Consider the following 17,083-nt stretch of genomic DNA (forward strand, 5'->3'; position numbering starts at 1 on the left):
GTAGGAAAGAAGGCATTTCTTCATGAGCAGCAACGAGACTCCCCGCGGGCCCGTCGACTCCTCCCGTGTGCCGCGGTACGCGGGCCCCGCGACCTTCGCCCGGCTTCCCCGGCTGGACGAGGTCGGCGGACGGGCCGATGTCGCGGTGGTGGGCGTGCCGTTCGACTCGGGTGTCTCGTACCGGCCGGGCGCCCGCTTCGGCGGCAACGCGATCCGGGAGGCGTCCCGGCTGCTGCGCCCGTACAACCCGGCGCAGGACGCCTCGCCCTTCGCCCTCGCGCAGGTGGCGGACGGCGGCGACATCGCCGTCAACCCGTTCAACATCAACGAGGCCGTCGAGACCGTCGAGGCGGCCGCCGACGACCTGCTCGGCTCGGGCTCCCGTCTGATGACCCTCGGCGGTGACCACACCATCGCGCTGCCCCTGCTGCGGTCGGTGGCGAAGAAGCACGGCCCGGTCGCGCTGCTGCACTTCGACGCCCACCTCGACACCTGGGACACCTACTTCGGCGCCGAGTACACGCACGGCACGCCGTTCCGCCGTGCGGTCGAGGAGGGCATCCTGGACACCTCCGCCCTGTCCCACGTCGGCACCCGCGGCCCGCTCTACGGCAAGCAGGACCTGACCGACGACGAGAAGATGGGCTTCGGCATCGTCACCTCGGCGGACGTCTACCGGCGCGGTGCCGACGAGGTCGCCGACCAGCTGCGCCAGCGCATCGGCGACCGGCCGCTGTACATATCCATCGACATCGACTGCCTCGACCCGGCCCACGCGCCCGGCACGGGCACGCCCGAGGCCGGCGGCATGACCTCGCGCGAACTGCTGGAGATCCTGCGCGGCCTGGCATCCTGCAACCTGGTGTCGGCGGACGTCGTCGAGGTGGCCCCCGCGTACGACCACGCGGAGATCACGTCGGTGGCGGCCTCCCACACGGCGTACGAACTGACCACGATCATGTCCCGCCAGATCGCCGCGGCCCGGAAGGACTCGGAAGCCAAGTGACCCACGACCACGACCTGGTGCTCCGCCCGACGCCCGCCCAGACGGAGGCCGCCCTCAACCCTCCACCCGGCCGCAACGGCGGAGACCTGGTCGTGGAGACGCTGGCCGGTCTTGGCGCGACGACCGTCTTCGGTCTGCCCGGCCAGCACGCGCTCGGCATGTTCGACGCCCTGCGCCGCTCGGACCTCCGGTACATCGGCCTGCGGGTGGAGAACAACGCCGGGTTCGCCGCGGACGCCTACGGCCGGATCACGGGCGAGGCCGCGCCCCTGCTGCTGTCGACGGGGCCGGGTGCCCTGACCTCACTCGCCGCGCTCCAGGAGGCGGCAGCCGCCTCCGCGCCCGTGCTGGCGATCAGCAGCCAGATCCCCAGGGCGGGTCTGGGCGGCGGCCGGCACGGCTACCTGCACGAACTGCCCGACCAGGCCGCCTCGTTCCGGGGCGTGGTCAAGTCGGTCCACACCGTCCGCACCCAGTCCCAGATCCCCTCGGCGATGGCCGCCGCCTGGGAGTCCGCGCTGACGGCCCCGCACGGCCCGGTGTGGGTGGAGATCCCGCAGGACGTGCTGCTCGCGCAGACGGTGATCCCGGTGGTGACCGGCGGCGACGCCTTCCCCGAGGAGCTGCCGCCGCGCCCCGAACTGACCGCCGTGGCCGCCGACCTGCTGTCGAAGGCGGCCCGTCCGGCGATCATCGCGGGCGGGGGAGTGGTACGGGCGGACGCGTCGAAGAAGCTGCGTCAGCTGGCCGAGACGCTTCAGGCACCGGTCGTCACGACCCCCGGCGGCAAGGGCGCGTTCCCCTGGAAGCACCCGCTGTCGCTCCAGTCCTGGATCGAGGACCGCCACACCACGGACTTCCTGGAGGACGCGGACGTACTCCTCGTCGTCGGCTCGGGACTCGGTGAACTCTCGTCGAACTACCACACGTTCAAGCCGCGCGGCCGGGTCGTCCAGATCGAGGCCGACCTCGGCAAGCTGGAGTCCAACCACCCGGCACTGGGCATCCACGCGGACGCCCGCCTCGCGTTGCAGGCGCTGCTGGAGACGGTGTCCGAACGCCGGGACCCGGACGCTCCGGAGCGCGTACGCGAGGTGCTCGGGAAGGTCTCCGAGCGCATCGCCTCCCAGGAACTCACCCTGGAACAGGACGTGCTGGCGTCGGTCCGCAGGGCCCTGCCCGCCGACTCCCCGTCCTTCTGGGACATGACGATCCTCGCGTACTGGGCCTGGTCGGCCTTCGACGCCAAGGGCCCCAACCACATGCACTCCGCCCAGGGCGCCGGCGGCCTCGGCTACGCCTTCCCGGCGGCACTCGGCGCCGCGGCGGCCGACCCCACCCGGCCGGTCCTCGCGGTCTCCGGCGACGGCGGCGCCCTGTACTCGATCGCCGAGCTGGCGACGGCCCGCCAGTACAGCCTGAACGTCACCTGGCTGATCGTCGACGACGGCGGCTACGGCATCCTGCGCGAGTACATGAACGACGCGTTCGGCGAGGCGACCGCGACGGAGCTGACCCGGCCGGACTACGTGGCACTGGCGGAGTCCTTCGGCGTCCCCGGGGTCCGTACGACCCCGGAGACCCTGGAGCGGGACCTGGCGAAGGCACTCGGGTCGCCCGGGCCCTCGGTGGTCCTGCTCCCGGCCGTGCTGCGGATGTTCGCGCCGACGCATCTGGACTGAGCGCCGGCCGGTCCGGCCAGGCCATTTCCTCGCTCCTCACATGGGCGGGACAGAGCGGGGCACCCGTGTATCCGTCCACCAGCGAAGGGGAGCTGATCATGGTAGTCGCCGCCGTCATCGTCGGGTGTGTGGTCCTGGCCGTCCTGGCCTTCCTCGTCCCCCGTCTCTCCCGCCATCCCGAACGCGGCACACAACGTACGCTCGGTGCCGGGGCCCGGGCCGGTGGCAAGGCGCCCGGCATTCTGGGCCGGCTCTTCAGCAAGCCCTTCCACAGCAGCTCGCGCGCGGTGAGCCGCAGCGGTTCCGCAGGTCGCCGCACCCGCGGCCGCATGCCCTTCTGACCGACGGCGGGGGCCGAGCGGGGAGCATGGTCATGAACGCCGAAGACGCCGAAGACGCGGACAGGCTGCTGGACGGGCTGACCGTGGATGCCAGTCGGCGAGAGCAGCCGATCGTGCTGGACGAAGACGGACGTCCCGTCCGGACCTGGCGGGAGAACCATCCGTACGATCAAAAGGTGGGCCGCAAGGAGTACGAGCGGACCAAGCGCATCCTGCAGATCGAGCTGCTCAAGCTCCAGCGGTGGGTCAAGGACACCGGCGCCCGCCTGGTCGTGGTGTGCGAGGGGCGTGACGCGGCGGGCAAGGGCGGCACGATCCAGCGGCTCACCGAGCGGCTCAACCCCCGCGGCGCACGCGTGGTCGCCCTGGACAAACCCACCGAACGCGAGATGGGCCAGTGGTACTTCCAGCGGTACATCGCGCATCTGCCGACGGCCGGGGAGATCGTCTTCTTCGACCGCTCCTGGTACAACCGGGCCGGCGTCGAGCGCGTGATGGGGTACTGCTCCAAGGACGAGTACGAGCTGTTCCTCGACCAGTGCCCGGCCTTCGAGCGGATGCTGGTCGACGACGGCGTCCTGCTGGTGAAGTTCTGGTTCTCCGTCTCCCGCTCCGAGCAGCGCACGCGCTTCGCGATCCGGCAGGTCGACCCGGTGCGCCAGTGGAAACTCTCCCCCACCGACCTGGCCTCGCTGGACCTCTGGGACGACTACACCGAGGCGAAGATCGACATGTTCCGCGCCACGGACACCGCACACGCCCCCTGGACGGTCGTCAAGAGCAACGACAAGCGGCGCGCCCGGCTGGAGACCATGCGCAGTCTGCTGTCGCGCATCGACTACGCCAGCAAGGACCGCGAGGCCGTCGGCACACCCGACCCCCTCATCGTCGGCGCCGCCGACACCCTCCTGGAGCCCGGCGAGGAGGACACCACACTGTCACCCACGCCGCTGTCCCCCGGCGCCGACGGGCCAGGCAAGCACCCCGGGACCGACTGACACTCATTCACAGGTGCCGGTATCGGTGCCGGCACCGGCGGGACAGAAGCACGCCGTCACCGTCTTGCCGTGCCGCTGGCACCTCGTCCCCCACTCATCGGCGAGCTTCCGCACGATGGCCACGCCACGGCCGGAGACATCCCCGGGCTCTGCTTCGCGTCGGCGCGGCAGTGTCGGGTCCTCGTCGTGGACGCTCACATGGAGGCAGTCACCGTCCCACGTGAGGACCAGGTGCGCGTCGCTGTGCGCGTGGATGTGCGCATTGGTGATCAGCTCGGACACGGCCAGCACGATGGCGTCCACCGTGTCCGGCTCGGCAGCGGCCCAGGGCAGGGACTCGAGACGTTCACGTGTCCACTGCCGCCCGGCGCGCACTCCCTCGGACATGGGGAACGAGTGCGCCCACCCCATCGCTTTCACCGCCACTGCCCCGGCCTCCCGTCCCTCGTCCACACCTCGGCTCGTGCCTGAACCGGGTACCCGGCACCCTCGGCGACAGACCTGGGATGCCGGGCTCGAACGGGTCTAGAGACCGTCGCGGACCATCGCGGCGACGATGTGGACGTGCCGGTCGGCCGCCGTGGTCGACCACTCGTTGTCGTAGTTCAGGCCGTAGGGCCAGAAGTGACCGCCGCCGGTGGAGATCTTGGCGCCGGAACCGTCGTACTGCTTGACGAGGGCGGTGGCCTGTCCGCCGGTCCAGGTGCCGCTGCCGCCGAGGCGGGACCAGCCCGAGCTGGTGCCCACGCCGATGGTGTGGGCGATCTCGTGCAGGGCCGTCCGCTCGTTCATGTAGCTGCGGTTGCTGCCGAAGCGGATGGTCCCGTTGATGTTGCCGTCGGCGGTGGGGACGCCCGGCTCGTAGCGGACGGTGATGGTCTTGCCCAGGTCACTGAGGTTGTTGTAGCGGGCCACCGCCGCGTTCATGGCCCGGGTGATGGCGTCGTAGGCGGTGCGCTGGTCCTCGGTGGGGTTGCTCGCGCGGACGAGGGACCAGGTGATGGTGGCCGCCGCGGCGCGGTCGCGGACCGGGGCGGGTGCGGGAGTCGTCTGCTGGGTGGCGGCCTGGGCGACGCCGGGGCCGGCCAGCAGTGCGGCGGCCAGGGCGGCTATGACCGCCTTGCGGGACACCGTTCGTGGGCTCATTGCGGATCCTCCAGTGGGGGTGGCCGTGCCGAGTGGGCGATACCTCGTACGGCGTTCGGGATCTCGGACGTGCGGGACCGCTGTCGTCATCAGATCGAATACAACGAAGTCTCTTCACTGAAGCGGCAGTTGGCGCGCTGTCGACCGCAAGTATCCCGGTGGGAAAGGCGGCGTCAAGAGTTCCCGCAGACGTCAGTGGAACCAGAAGAGGATCGTGTCCGGGTTCGTCCCGAGCTTCCGCGAACTCTCCCACTCCTCCGCCTCGAACCGCATGAGTTCGGCGAACCGGCGGGCCGCGTCACGGAATATGGGCTCCAGGCGGCCGAGCACGGACTCGTAGGCGTCGGCGAGCGCCGCGGCCCGCTGGGCCGGCAGGGTCCCGATGGCGGGCACCGCGTCGCCCGGGTGCGGAAGGCGCAGCGGCGGGCCACTGAACAGGAACGTGCCGGGGAGCAGGTCGGACGGGACGCCGTGCCGGGTCAGTTCGTCGTCCATGGCGTAGAACCAGGTCGGCCGCCGCCAGTCGCCGAGGTCGGTCGGGTCGGAGAAGTGGGCCGCGACGACCTGGTAGAAGGCGTAGCTGTACGAGGGGCAGAGGTCGGTGCTCGAGGTGCCCTCGATCAGCTCGTCCAGGGCCTGGGCGATGGAGACGTCGAGGTCGATGCCCTGCTCCTGGAACCGGGCGTCGGTCCGCTCGCACTCCGTACGCACCCGGGCGAGTGTGCGCTCCTGCCGCTCGGTCCGCTCCACCGCGGTGAGCAGCCGCACCACTGTCCGCATGTCGCCGGTGCTCATCTCCAGGCAGTAGCCCACGCCTGCGTTTCCCTTCACCCGTTCGCCGGACATCGGTGTCCATGATCGGGGACGGGGGAACGGCCCCTGACCGAGGGGTCGGGGGCCGGTCCTGTGTGCGGGGTGAAGTGGGATCAGCTGACGTCGGACGGGTCCAGGCGGTAGATCGACGACTGGTTGGACTGCGACGAGGAGGTGGTGGTGGAGGTGGAGGTGGAGTTCGCGGTCTTGCTGTACTCGCTCTCCTTCACCGCCGTGCCGTGCTTCCGCACCCACGCCGTCACCTCGGAGCTGACACCGTTGCCGCCGCCGGGGCCGCCGCCCTCCCCCACGCTCGAATTCGCTCGCGCGGGGGCACCCCCATCGCCGCCGAGCTGGATGTAGTGCAGTTCGCCCTTCTTCACCAGCTCCTTGAGCCTGGCCAGGGTCATCGCCTTGTCGGAGCCGGACCAGCCCCACATGGAGATGACGGGCTCCCCGCTGCTCACGATGAGCTGGGCGGCGCCCTGTGAACTGGACACGGCCAGCAGCCACTCGGCGCCGTCCTGGTGCTTCTTCAGGTACGAGACGAGCTCGCTGCTCGCGCCGCCGCCCATGCCGCCGCCGGGGCCGCCGCCCATGCCGCCGGGGGCCTGCTCGCTCTGAGCGTTCTGCCCGTCCGGCCCGCGGGACGGCACCCCACCACCGGGGAAGCCGCCACCGGCCTGGGCGTTCCCGCCACCGGCCTGGGCGTTGCGGTCACCCGTCTGGGCATCCCCGCCCTGCCGGCCCCCGCCACCCGGCATCCCGTCACCGGAACCGCCCGGGAACCCCCGGCCGCCACCGCCCCCGGGCCGGCCGAAGCCGCTGCCCGTCGACGGCCCGGCCGTCGGGTTCGTACCGCCCATGCCACCGCCGCCGCCCGACCCGGACGGCACCGACCAGGCGTACGCCGCCGGACCCGCCACCGCCGCGACGACCGCGGCCGTCACCGACACGGCCAGCAGCCGCAGCCGAAGGCCGGAGACGCCGGAGCGGAAGACGAACAGCCCCGCGATCGCCAGCACCATGACGACCAGGACCGACGGCCACAGCCAGGTGTTCCAGCCGGAGGCCCGCCGCAGCAGCACCGCGGCCCAGACGACCGTGACACCCAGCCCGAGCGGCAGCACCCAGGCCCACCGCCGGTCGGCCCGGAAGGCGCGCAGCAGCAGCACGCCGCCGCCTCCGCACAGCGCCGCGACGCCCGGGGCGAGCGCGGTCGTGTAGTACGGGTGCATGGTGCCCTCGGCGAGGGCGAAGGTCAGGTAGTGCAGGAGGGTCCAGCCGCCCCACAGCACGAGCGCGGCCCGGGTGAGATCCGTACGCGGGGCGCGGCCGCACAGCACCAGGCCGCCGACGAGCGCGAGGCCCGCGAAGGGGAGCAGCCAGGAGATCTGGCCGCCGAGGATGTCGTTGAACATCCGGCCGAGGCCCGCGGTGCCGGAGAAGCCTCCGCCCCCGCCACCACCGCCGTTGCCCTCGCCGCCGAGGATCCGGCCGAGGCCGTTGTACCCCATGATCAGGTTCCAGGCGGTGCCGTCCGTGGAACCGCCGATGTACGGCCGCTCGGAGGCGGGCACCAGCGACACGGCCGCCGCCCACCAGAGGCTGGAAACGGCCAGCACCACAGCGGCGGCCACCAGATTCACCAAGCGCTTCACCAACGCGGGCTTGGCCGCGTACAGATACACCGCGAACACGGCGGGCAGCGCGATGTACCCCTGGAGCATCTTCGTGTTGAAGGCGAGCCCGAAGCAGGCCGCGGAACCCAGCAGCGGCAGCAGCCGCCCGCCCCGCACGGCCCGCAGGCCGAGGGCGGCGCCCGCCACCATGAGGAACACCAGCAGCGTGTCGGGGTTGTTGTCCCGGTTGATGGCGACCGTGATCGGGGTGAGGGCCAGGACGAGGGCGGCCACGGCGGCCGCCGCGTGCCCGAACACCCGCTTCACGGAGGAGTGCAGGATCCAGATCGTGGCCAGCGCCGCCACGACCAACGGCGCCATCATCTGCCAGGTGCCGTACCCGAAGACGCGGCAGGACAGGCCCATGACCATCAGCGCGAGCGGCGGCTTGTCGACGGTGAGGAAGTTCCCGGCGTCCAGCGAGCCGAAGAACCACGCCTTCCAGCTCTGCGTGCCGCTCAGCACGGCCGCGCTGTAGAAGCTGTTGAGGCTGGAGCCGGACAGGTTCCAGGAGTAGAGCACCGCGGCCAGGGCGAGGATCGCGAGCAGCACGGGCAGCGACCAGCGCGGGGCGGCCCTGTCACCCGGCGCGGGTGAGGGAGGCACGGCTGCGGTGCGGAGCTGGGGTTCGGTGGCAGATGTCACCCGAGCATGGTGGACAGCCCTGGTTGGTGGTGGCTGTGCCGAAGCTGGCCGCCGCCTGTGAAACGCACAGCGCCCGGTAACGACTCGTAAAAGCCTTCACCAACGCCTACAACCTTTGTCCCACATCCGTGAGTCAAGGGTGCATGACTTCTGGGATATCACGCCGCGCGCGAGTGCTGGCGGCGGCCGTGGGTACGGGTGTGCTCGTGCCGCTCGTCGCCGCCGCCACGCCCGCCGCCGCTGCCACGCCGACCGTGACCTGCACCTCGGCCAACGCCGGCCTCGCCGCCAAGCTGAAGAAGGACATCACCGCCGCGCTCGCCACCCGCAAGGGCACCGTCGCCGTCGGCCTCTACGACCGCAGCACCAACACCACCTGCACGCTGCGCGCGAGTTCCGCCTACGACTCGGCCAGCGTCGTCAAGGTGACCGTTCTCGCCACCCTGCTGTGGGACGCGAAGAAGACGAACCGGTATCTCACCGACCGCGAGAACACCCTCGCCAAGGCCATGATCACCAAGTCGGACAACGCGGCGACCTCCACCCTGTGGAAGCAGCTCGGCATGACGAAGATCAAGGGCTTCCTCAGCGCCGCCGGCATGACCCAGACCAAGCCCGGCGCGAACGGCTACTGGGGCCTGACCCAGATCACCGTCACCGACGAGCAGAAGCTGCTGAAGCTCCTCACCGCCAAGAACGCGGTCCTGAGCGACAACTCCCGTGCCTACATCCTGAAGTTGATGGGCCAGGTCGTCTCGTCCCAGCGCTGGGGCACGCCGTACGGGGTGCCCTCGGGCGTCACCGTGGCCGTCAAGAACGGCTGGCTGCAACGCTCCACGAACGGCTGGCGGGTGCACAGCGTCGGCGCGTTCAAGGGCGGCGGCCACGACTACGTCATGACCGTGCTCACCCACGGCAACAGCACCATGAACTACGGCATCACCACCATCCAGGCCGTGGCCAAGGTCATCCACAAGGACCTGGCCGCGAGCTGACCCTTCACCGCGAGCCGACCCTTCACCGCGCGGCCTACCCGGCGTCACCGGCCCGTCCTACGGTGACGCCCATGCCCCTGAGAACCCGCCTCGCCCTTCTCACCGCAGGCCTGACGGCGGCCACCTGCCTGACCGCCGCCGCCCCCGCCCAGGCACAGCCATCGACCGCCTCGCACGTCTGCTCGCCGTCCGTCTCCATCGACCGCTTCTCCGACGTGCTGGACAAGACGACGTACCAGGACACCTTCGTCGGCAACTTCTCCGCGCTCGCCGTGGACAGCGACGGCTCACTCGCCGCCCTGTCCGACCGCTCGTCGCTCTTCCGCCTGGACGCGAGGACGCTGAAGCCCCGCTCCGTCGTCCCGCTCACCGACGAGACCGGGACCGCGCTCGACTCCGAGGGCCTGGTCATCGACCGGGACGGCTCCCGCCTGGTCACCTCCGAGACCGAGCCGTCCGTACGCCGCTACTCCCGCACCGGCAAGATCCTCGGCCGTCTCCCGGTCCCGGACGACCTGCGCGTGAGCCCCGCGGGCCGCGCCCAGCCCAACGGCACCTTCGAGGGCCTCACCCTGCTGCCCGGCGGTCGCACTCTGGTCGCCTCCATGGAGTACGCCCTCGCCGGCGACGACGCCGGCACGGTCCGCTTCCAGACCTGGCAGCGCCACCGGGGCTCCTTCCGGCTCGGGCCCCAGTACACGTACCGCACGGACCCCGGCCTCGGCGTCCCCGAGATCCGGTCCGCCCCCGACGGCCGCCTCCTGGTCCTGGAACGCGGCTTCACGTCCGGCGTGGGCAACACGGTCCGCCTCTACCTGGCCGATCCCCGCCACGCGATGAAGAAGACCCTGCTCACCGACCTCGCCACCTGCCCGACCCTGGGCGCGACGGCCAAGCAGCCCCAGCCGAACCCGCTCCTCGACAACATCGAGGCCGTGACGATCACAGGCCGGACGAAGCACACCCTCCAGGTCCTCCTGGCCAGCGACGACAACCAGAACCCGACCCAGACGACCCGCTTCTACTACTTGCGGGTAAGGACAACGCCTCTCTTCTAGGGGCGCGGGGCAGTATCGACATGCGGCTCCGCCGCGTGGGCGCGATCAACCCCCACCCCGCCGCACCCGAAGAACAACCGATCCCCCCACGGCGGGATGAAATCAGCTCCCAACCGCGTTGGTGTCTTCCGGCAGCTCAGGACGACTGGAAGGCACCGGTGTGACACCGAAACGGGGATGGGCACGACGACTGTGGGCCTACGCATGGCGCCACCCGAAGGACGTCGTACTCGCCCTCGGCTCCTCCCTGGCGGGCATGGCCGTGATGGCCCTCGTCCCCCTGATCACCAAGGTGATCATCGACGACGTCATCAGCGAGCACACCAGGGACATGACCACCTGGGCCGGCCTCCTCATCGCCGCCGCCCTGGTCGTCTACGTCCTCACCTACATCCGCCGCTACTACGGCGGGCGCCTCGCCCTCGACGTCCAGCACGACCTGCGGACGGAGATGTACGGCACGATCACCCGGCTCGACGGCCGCCGCCAGGACGAGCTGTCCACCGGCCAGGTCGTCGGCCGGGCCACCAGCGACCTCCAGCTGATCCAGGGCCTGCTGTTCATGCTCCCGATGACCATCGGGAACATCCTGCTCTTCGTGATCTCCCTGGTGATCATGGCCTGGCTGTCGTGGCCGCTCACCCTCGTCGCCCTGGCCGTGGCCCCCGCACTCGCCTACATCGCGAAGCGCAGCCGCACCCGGCTGCACCCCTCCACCTGGTACGCCCAGGCCCAGGCCGCCGCCGTCGCTGGCGTGGTCGACGGCGCCGTCAGCGGCGTACGCGTGGTGAAGGGCTTCGGGCAGGAGGAGCAGGAGACCGGCAAGCTGAGGGAGGTCGGCCGCAGGCTCTTCGCGGGGCGCCTGCGCACCGTCCGCCTGAACTCGGTCTACACCCCGGCCCTCCAGGCCGTACCCGCCCTCGGCCAGGTCGCGATGCTGGCGCTCGGCGGCTGGCTGGCGGTGCGCGGGCACATCACGCTCGGCACGTTCGTCGCCTTCTCGACGTACCTCGCCCAGCTGGTCGGCCCGGTCCGCATGCTCGCCATGGTCCTCACCGTCGGCCAGCAGGCCCGCGCAGGCACCGAGCGCGTCCTGGAGCTGATCGACACCGAGCCCTCGCTCCAGGACGGCTCCAAGGAACTCCCCGCCGACGCCCCCGCGACGGTCGAGTTCGACGACGTCTCCTTCGGCTACGACACCGCCTCCGGCAAGACGAGGCCCGTCCTCGACGGACTCTCCTTCGAGATCCGCCCCGGCGAGACCCTAGCCGTCGTCGGCTCCTCCGGCTCCGGCAAGTCCACCGTCTCCCTGCTGCTGCCGCGCTTCTACGACGTCACGCGCGGTGCCGTCCTCGTCGGCGGCCACGATGTGCGCGAGCTGACCCTGGAATCGCTGCGGTCCGCGATCGGGCTGGTCCCGGAGGACTCGTTCCTCTTCTCCGACACGGTCCGCAACAACATCGCCTACGGCCGCCCGGACGCCACCCAGGAGGAGATCGAGAAGGCCGCCCGAGCCGCCCAGGCGGACCGTTTCATCGCCGAGCTGCCCGACGGCTACGACACCACCGTCGGCGAGCACGGCCTCACCCTCTCCGGCGGCCAGCGCCAGCGCGTCGCCCTAGCCCGCGCGATCCTCAGCGACCCGCGCCTGCTGGTCCTGGACGACGCCACCTCCGCCGTGGACGCCCGGGTCGAGCACGAGATCCACGAGGCGCTGAAGGGGGTCATGCGGGGCCGCACGACCCTGCTGATCGCCCACCGCCGCTCCACCCTGAACCTCGCCGACCGCATCGCCGTCCTGGACGACGGCCGGCTCGCCGACCTCGGCACCCACGAGGAACTCCAGCGGCGCTCCGCCCTCTACCGGCGGCTGCTCACCGACCCCGACGAGCTGGGCGCGGTCTCCCCGGGCCACAGTCAGCCCGCCTGTCCCCAGGAGGACACCTCCGTCCGGGACGAGCTGGACGCGGAGTTCGACGCCGAGCGCGGGGTCACCCCACGGCTGTGGACCGGCGACCGCGAGCGCAAGGACCTGGCCCTCGCCGAGAGCCCCGCCACCCCCGAGCTCCTCGCCCAGGTCGAGGCGCTGCCCCCGGCTACCGACGTCCCCGACATCGACGAGTCGCGTGCCGTCCAGCCGGAGGAGACCTACGGCCTGCGCCGGCTGCTGAGCGGCTTCGGGCTGCCGCTGCTGGTCAGCCTCGCCCTGGTCGCCACCGACGCCGGCATGGGTCTGCTGCTGCCCGTGCTGATCCGGCACGGCATCGACTCGGGCGTCACACAGGCCGCGCTCGGCGCCGTCTGGGCGGCCGCCCTGCTCGGGCTGCTCACGGTGGTCGTGCAGTGGGCGGCGCAGATCGGCGAGATCCGGATGACCGGGCGGACGGGGGAGAGGGTCCTGTACTCGCTCCGTCTGAAGATCTTCGCCCAGCTCCAGCGCCTCGGGCTCGACTACTACGAGCGGGAGCTGACCGGCCGGATCATGACCCGGATGACGACCGACGTCGACGCGCTGTCGACGTTCCTCCAGACGGGCCTGGTCACGGCCTTCGTCTCGGTCGTCACCTTCTTCGGCATCATGATCGCTCTGCTGGTGATCGACGTGGAGCTCGCGCTGGTCGTCTTCGCCACGCTGCCGCCGCTGATCATCGCCACGTTCTTCTTCCGCCGGGCGAGTGTGAAGGCGTACGAACTGGCCCGTGAGCGGGTGTCGGCGGTCAACGCCGACCTGCAGGAGTCGGTGTCCGGGCTGCGGATCGTGCAGGCGTTCCGCCGCGAGCGGGACGGCGGGCGGCGGTTCGCCGGGCGCAGCGACAGCTACCGCCAGGCGCGCATCCGGGGCCAGTGGCTGATCTCGATCTACTTCCCCTTCGTGCAGTTCCTGTCGTCGGTGGCGGCGGCGGCCGTGCTGATCGTGGGCGGCGCCCGGGTCGACAACGGCACGCTGGCGATCGGCTCGCTGGTGGCGTACCTGCTCTACATCGACCTGTTCTTCGCGCCCGTGCAGCAGCTGTCCCAGGTCTTCGACGGCTACCAGCAGGCGACCGTCTCGCTGGGCCGTATCCAGGAGCTGCTCCAGGAGCCGACGTCGACGAAGTCCGCCGACGAACCCCTCGAAGTCCTCTCCCTGCGCGGCGAGATCGCCTTCGAGGACGTGCGCTTCGCCTATGGGGACGACGAAGAGGCCCTGGGCGGAGTCGACCTGCGCATCCCCGCCGGGCAGACCGTCGCCTTCGTCGGCGAGACCGGCGCCGGGAAGTCGACCCTGGTCAAGCTCGTGGCCCGCTTCTACGACCCCACCGGCGGCCGGGTCACCGTCGACGGCACCGATCTGCGGTCCCTGGACCTCACCTCGTACCGGCACCGTCTGGGGGTCGTCCCGCAGGAGGCGTACCTCTTCCAGGGCACCGTCCGCGACGCCATCGCCTACGGCCGTCCGGACGCCACCGACGCCGAGGTCGAGGCGGCGGCCCGCGCGGTCGGCGCGCACGACATGATCGCCACGCTGGACGGCGGCTATCTCCACGAGGTCGCCGAGCGCGGCCGCAACCTGTCCGCCGGGCAGCGCCAGCTGATCGCCCTGGCCCGTGCCGAGCTGGTCGACCCGGACGTCCTGCTGCTCGACGAGGCCACGGCCGCGCTGGACCTGGCCACGGAAGCCCAGGTCAACCAGGCCACCGACCGCCTCGCAGGCCGTCGTACGACCCTCGTCGTGGCCCACCGCCTCACCACCGCCGCCCGGGCCGACCGGGTCGTCGTCATGGACCACGGCGGAGTCGCCGAGGACGGCACGCACGACGAGCTGCTCGCGCGGGGCGGCCGGTACGCCGACCTGTGGCGGACGTTCATCGGCACCGCCGAGCCGGAGGAGCCGGTCGGCGCGTCCCGCTGACGGGGGCGGCGCGGTGTGTCCGTGACGGTCGTGCAACCGTCCGACATACGTCATGCGTCCGTACAGCCATACGCCGATGGTCGCGCACGACGCGGTACGGGAGGACAACAGTGGACAGTGGAGCGATACGCCGGCGGCTCGCGCTCGGCCTGGCCGTGCTGACCGCCTCCGGCTTGCTCGCCGTGGCGGCGCCGGGCGAGGCGCAGGCCGCCACCACCGCGTCCTGTCCCGGCCGCAAGGTCCGCACCCTGCCGTTCTCCACCGGAACCGTGTACGTCTACAAGCGCGGCGGCTACGTCTGCGCCGTGACCGTGACCAAGAAGCCCGGCGTGAGGAAGAAGATGTCGGTGAGCGTGCAGGCGCGCGGCAACCGGCCGGTCGTCGACGAGGGACGGTACGCCTACCTCGCCGGCCCGGTCACCGTGCACGCCGGGCGCCGCTGCGTCTGGCTCAAGGGCAGGGTCGGCCCCAAGTCCGTCAGCACCGGCTGGATTCTGTGCTGATTCCCCGCCCCGCGCACAGGGTTTTCCCTATGTCCCCTGGTGCTCCGGTGAGTTGGTCCGCTAGCTTCCGGCGCACATCTGTCTCACAGGGGAGTGCGCATGCGCAAGGCGCTCAGATGGCTGCTGGCGCTCACGGTGCTCATAGGCACACTGGGCACGGCGTCAGCGGCCACCGCCGCCGAGCCGGAGGCCACCGGCACCGACAGCACCACTGACATCAAGGAGAGGCTGCTCTCCGTACCGGGCATGAGCCTGGTCGAGGAGAAGCCGTACACCGGCTACCGCTTCTTCGTCCTGAACTACACCCAGCCGGTCGACCACCGGAAGCCGTCCAAGGGCACGTTCCAGCAGCGCATCACCGTGCTGCACAAGGACGTCTCCCGCCCGACGGTCTTCTTCACCAGCGGCTACAACGTCTCCACGACGCCCCGCCGCAGCGAGCCCACCCAGATCGTGGACGGCAACCAGGTCTCCCTGGAGTACCGCTTCTTCACCCCGTCCCGCCCCGACCCGGCCAACTGGTCCAAGCTGGACATCTGGCAGGCGGCCAGCGACCAGCACCGCGTCTTCAAGGCCCTGAAGAGCGTCTACGCCAAGAAGTGGCTCTCCACGGGCGGTTCGAAGGGCGGCATGACCGCCACCTACTACGAGCGCTTCTACCCCCGCGACATGGACGGCGTCGTCGCCTATGTCGCCCCCAACGACGTCGTGAACAAGGAGGACTCGGCCTACGACCGCTTCTTCGCGCGCGTCGGCACCAAGGAGTGCCGCGACCGGCTGAACGCCGTACAGCGCGAGGCACTGGTCCGCCGCGAGCCGCTGGAGAAGAAGTACGCGGCCTACGCGAAGGAGAACGGCCTCACCTTCGAGACCATCGGCAGCCTGGACAAGGCCTACGAGGCGACCGTCCTCGACTACGTGTGGGGCTACTGGCAGTACAGCCTCCTGAAGGACTGCGACCAGATCCCGGCCGACGCCAAGAACGCCACCGACGACGACATCTGGACCTCCGTCGACACGATCGCCGGCTTCTCCGCCTACGCCGACCAGGGCCTGGCGACCTACACGCCGTACTACTACCAGGCCGGGACGCAGCTCGGCGCGCCGACGATCCAGTTCCCGCACATCGAGAAGCAGTACGTCCGCTACGGCTACCAGCCGCCGCGCAACTTCGTCCCGCGTGACATCCCCATGAAGTTCCAGCCGGGGGCGATGCGGGACGTCGACACCTGGGTCCGGCACAACGCCCGCCGGATGCTCTTCGTCAACGGCCAGAACGACCCGTGGAGCGCCGAGCCGTTCCGCCTCGGCAAGGGCGCGAAGGACTCCTACGTCATGACCGCCCCCGGCATGAACCACGGGGCCAACGTCGCGGGCCTCGTGCCCGAGCAGAAGGCCCTCGCCACCGCCCGCATCCTCGACTGGGCCGGCGTCGCCTCCGGTGCGGTGCAGGCCGACCCGCAGGCGGCGAAGCCGCTGGCGAGGTTCGACGCCAAGCTCGACAAGCGGGACGTGCAGCGCGAGATGACGCTGCGTCCGTAACGCGGGAGGTGTGCCCGGCCGTCGCTCACAGCGGCCGGGCACACCCCACCGGCCGATCGCCGCCGAGCCGGACGTACAGGGCGGTCGAGCCGGGGCAGTCGGCCCGCCCGGCGACCGCCCGGGTCACCCGGTACTCCGGCTTCCGCTCGCCCTTCCCGTCGCACGCGGTCTCGCGGACCTGCCCGTCGCCGGAGCTGTAGACGCAGTCGCCGACGACAGTGCGCGGCCCGCCCCCGCCGCCCGGGTCGCCGGGGTGCGGCGGCTGGAGGTTGCGCATACAGGCGTAGCCCCGCGGCACCGCCCCGTCGCCGTCCTCGTCGGACGCGGGCCGCTGCTCGCTGATGTGCAGTACGAAGTCCGTGGTCGCCGGACAGCGCGGGCCGTCACGCACCGCGCCGTCGTGCCGCGCCACGACCCGCGCCGCCGCCCGCTCACCGGCGCACGGCACCTCGGTGAAGCTCGTCGTACCGAACGAACTGCACTCGTCGACCGCGAGGAACACCGCCCCGTACCCGGACGGCCGGGTCGCCGACGGTGAGACCGCGGCGCTCGTCCCCGTCGCCGGCTCGCCCAGCCGGCCGTCCTCCGCCACGCCCGCCGACGGGCTCTGACACCCGGTCAGCAGCGCGCCGACCAGCATCAGCAGCCCGCACACCACCCCCACCGAACTTCTGTCGCGCATTGCCGTCCCCCCGAGTGTGCTCGCCCAGCGTGGCCCGCCGCGGCAGGCCCACGCCATACACATGGGACGGTTTGCGCACGTTGGGGGTGGTGCGCCCG

14 protein-coding genes are annotated in these 17,083 nt (G+C 71.2%); 9 read left to right on the forward strand and 5 right to left on the reverse strand.

The window, feature by feature from the left end; translation table 11 throughout:
- The first annotated feature begins 22 nt into the window (after positions 1 to 22).
- From speB to ppk2, 4 genes are all read left to right on the forward strand, one after another.
- Positions 23 to 1,006 (forward strand): agmatinase, encoded by a 984-nt coding sequence (gene speB / locus OG542_RS25855; RefSeq protein WP_193478218.1) that lies wholly within the window; start codon positions 23 to 25, stop codon positions 1,004 to 1,006.
- Entirely contained in the window at positions 1,003 to 2,688 is a 1,686-nt protein-coding gene (locus OG542_RS25860) for a thiamine pyrophosphate-binding protein (RefSeq protein ID WP_328413835.1), read from the forward strand. The genes speB and OG542_RS25860 overlap by 4 nt, the downstream gene beginning before the upstream one ends.
- Before the next feature lie 98 nt (positions 2,689 to 2,786).
- Positions 2,787 to 3,029 (forward strand): DUF6411 family protein, encoded by a 243-nt coding sequence (locus tag OG542_RS25865; protein ID WP_311125844.1) that lies wholly within the window; start codon positions 2,787 to 2,789, stop codon positions 3,027 to 3,029.
- A 26-nt stretch (positions 3,030 to 3,055) separates the two neighbouring features.
- The gene (gene ppk2, locus OG542_RS25870; RefSeq protein WP_408057793.1) at positions 3,056 to 4,027 is read left to right on the forward strand and encodes a polyphosphate kinase 2; all 972 of its coding nucleotides are present in this window, start codon (positions 3,056 to 3,058) and stop codon (positions 4,025 to 4,027) included.
- A gap of 3 nt (positions 4,028 to 4,030) precedes the next feature.
- Here ppk2 and OG542_RS25875 read toward each other — a convergent pair whose 3' ends face one another.
- The 4 genes from OG542_RS25875 to OG542_RS25890 all read right to left on the reverse strand — a co-directional run bounded on the left by OG542_RS25875 (position 4,031) and on the right by OG542_RS25890 (position 8,313).
- The gene (locus OG542_RS25875; protein ID WP_328413837.1) at positions 4,031 to 4,453 is read right to left on the reverse strand and encodes an ATP-binding protein; all 423 of its coding nucleotides are present in this window, start codon (positions 4,451 to 4,453) and stop codon (positions 4,031 to 4,033) included.
- Between the two features lie 99 nt (positions 4,454 to 4,552).
- On the reverse strand, positions 4,553 to 5,173 hold the full coding sequence (locus OG542_RS25880; protein WP_193478213.1) for a hypothetical protein: 621 nt from the start codon (positions 5,171 to 5,173) through the stop codon (positions 4,553 to 4,555).
- Between the two features lie 192 nt (positions 5,174 to 5,365).
- Positions 5,366 to 6,019: a DUF7691 family protein gene (locus tag OG542_RS25885; protein WP_328413838.1), complete on the reverse strand. Its 654-nt coding sequence runs from the start codon at positions 6,017 to 6,019 to the stop codon at positions 5,366 to 5,368.
- A gap of 80 nt (positions 6,020 to 6,099) precedes the next feature.
- Positions 6,100 to 8,313, reverse strand: a complete 2,214-nt coding sequence (locus tag OG542_RS25890; RefSeq protein WP_328413839.1) for an ArnT family glycosyltransferase — start codon at positions 8,311 to 8,313, stop codon at positions 6,100 to 6,102.
- A gap of 143 nt (positions 8,314 to 8,456) precedes the next feature.
- On the opposite strand from OG542_RS25890, the gene OG542_RS25895 reads away from it, so the two are divergent.
- The 5 genes from OG542_RS25895 (at position 8,457) to OG542_RS25915 (ending at position 16,303) form a co-directional block, all read left to right on the forward strand.
- Positions 8,457 to 9,308 (forward strand): class A beta-lactamase-related serine hydrolase, encoded by an 852-nt coding sequence (locus tag OG542_RS25895; RefSeq protein ID WP_261678742.1) that lies wholly within the window; start codon positions 8,457 to 8,459, stop codon positions 9,306 to 9,308.
- Between the two features lie 71 nt (positions 9,309 to 9,379).
- The gene (locus tag OG542_RS25900) at positions 9,380 to 10,366 is read left to right on the forward strand and encodes an esterase-like activity of phytase family protein (RefSeq protein WP_328413840.1); all 987 of its coding nucleotides are present in this window, start codon (positions 9,380 to 9,382) and stop codon (positions 10,364 to 10,366) included.
- A 160-nt stretch (positions 10,367 to 10,526) separates the two neighbouring features.
- Positions 10,527 to 14,258 (forward strand): ABC transporter ATP-binding protein, encoded by a 3,732-nt coding sequence (locus tag OG542_RS25905; protein ID WP_328413841.1) that lies wholly within the window; start codon positions 10,527 to 10,529, stop codon positions 14,256 to 14,258.
- A gap of 110 nt (positions 14,259 to 14,368) precedes the next feature.
- On the forward strand, positions 14,369 to 14,761 hold the full coding sequence (locus OG542_RS25910; protein WP_261678744.1) for a hypothetical protein: 393 nt from the start codon (positions 14,369 to 14,371) through the stop codon (positions 14,759 to 14,761).
- Between the two features lie 99 nt (positions 14,762 to 14,860).
- Positions 14,861 to 16,303: a S28 family serine protease gene (locus tag OG542_RS25915; protein WP_328413842.1), complete on the forward strand. Its 1,443-nt coding sequence runs from the start codon at positions 14,861 to 14,863 to the stop codon at positions 16,301 to 16,303.
- 25 nt (positions 16,304 to 16,328) lie between these two features.
- Here the strand turns inward: OG542_RS25915 and OG542_RS25920 are convergent, their stop codons facing one another.
- Positions 16,329 to 16,985, reverse strand: a complete 657-nt coding sequence (locus tag OG542_RS25920) for a hypothetical protein (protein ID WP_328413843.1) — start codon at positions 16,983 to 16,985, stop codon at positions 16,329 to 16,331.
- Positions 16,986 to 17,083 lie beyond the last annotated feature (98 nt).

Origin of the sequence: Streptomyces violaceus (assembly GCF_036014075.1) — a bacterium.
Classification (GTDB): domain Bacteria; phylum Actinomycetota; class Actinomycetes; order Streptomycetales; family Streptomycetaceae; genus Streptomyces; species Streptomyces violaceus.

Bases quoted from the DNA above. Each gene is read 5' to 3' on its own strand.
- speB (WP_193478218.1), top strand. From the start codon at position 23: ATGAGCAGCAACGAGACTCCCCGCGGGCCCGTCGACTCCTCCCGTGTG.
- OG542_RS25865 (WP_311125844.1), top strand. From the start codon at position 2,787: ATGGTAGTCGCCGCCGTCATCGTCGGGTGTGTGGTCCTGGCCGTCCTG.
- ppk2 (WP_408057793.1), top strand. From the start codon at position 3,056: ATGGTCATGAACGCCGAAGACGCCGAAGACGCGGACAGGCTGCTGGAC.
- OG542_RS25880 (WP_193478213.1), bottom strand. From the start codon at position 5,173: ATGAGCCCACGAACGGTGTCCCGCAAGGCGGTCATAGCCGCCCTGGCC.
- OG542_RS25885 (WP_328413838.1), bottom strand. From the start codon at position 6,019: ATGTCCGGCGAACGGGTGAAGGGAAACGCAGGCGTGGGCTACTGCCTG.
- OG542_RS25895 (WP_261678742.1), top strand. From the start codon at position 8,457: ATGACTTCTGGGATATCACGCCGCGCGCGAGTGCTGGCGGCGGCCGTG.
- OG542_RS25900 (WP_328413840.1), top strand. From the start codon at position 9,380: ATGCCCCTGAGAACCCGCCTCGCCCTTCTCACCGCAGGCCTGACGGCG.
- OG542_RS25915 (WP_328413842.1), top strand. From the start codon at position 14,861: ATGCGCAAGGCGCTCAGATGGCTGCTGGCGCTCACGGTGCTCATAGGC.
- OG542_RS25920 (WP_328413843.1), bottom strand. From the start codon at position 16,985: ATGCGCGACAGAAGTTCGGTGGGGGTGGTGTGCGGGCTGCTGATGCTG.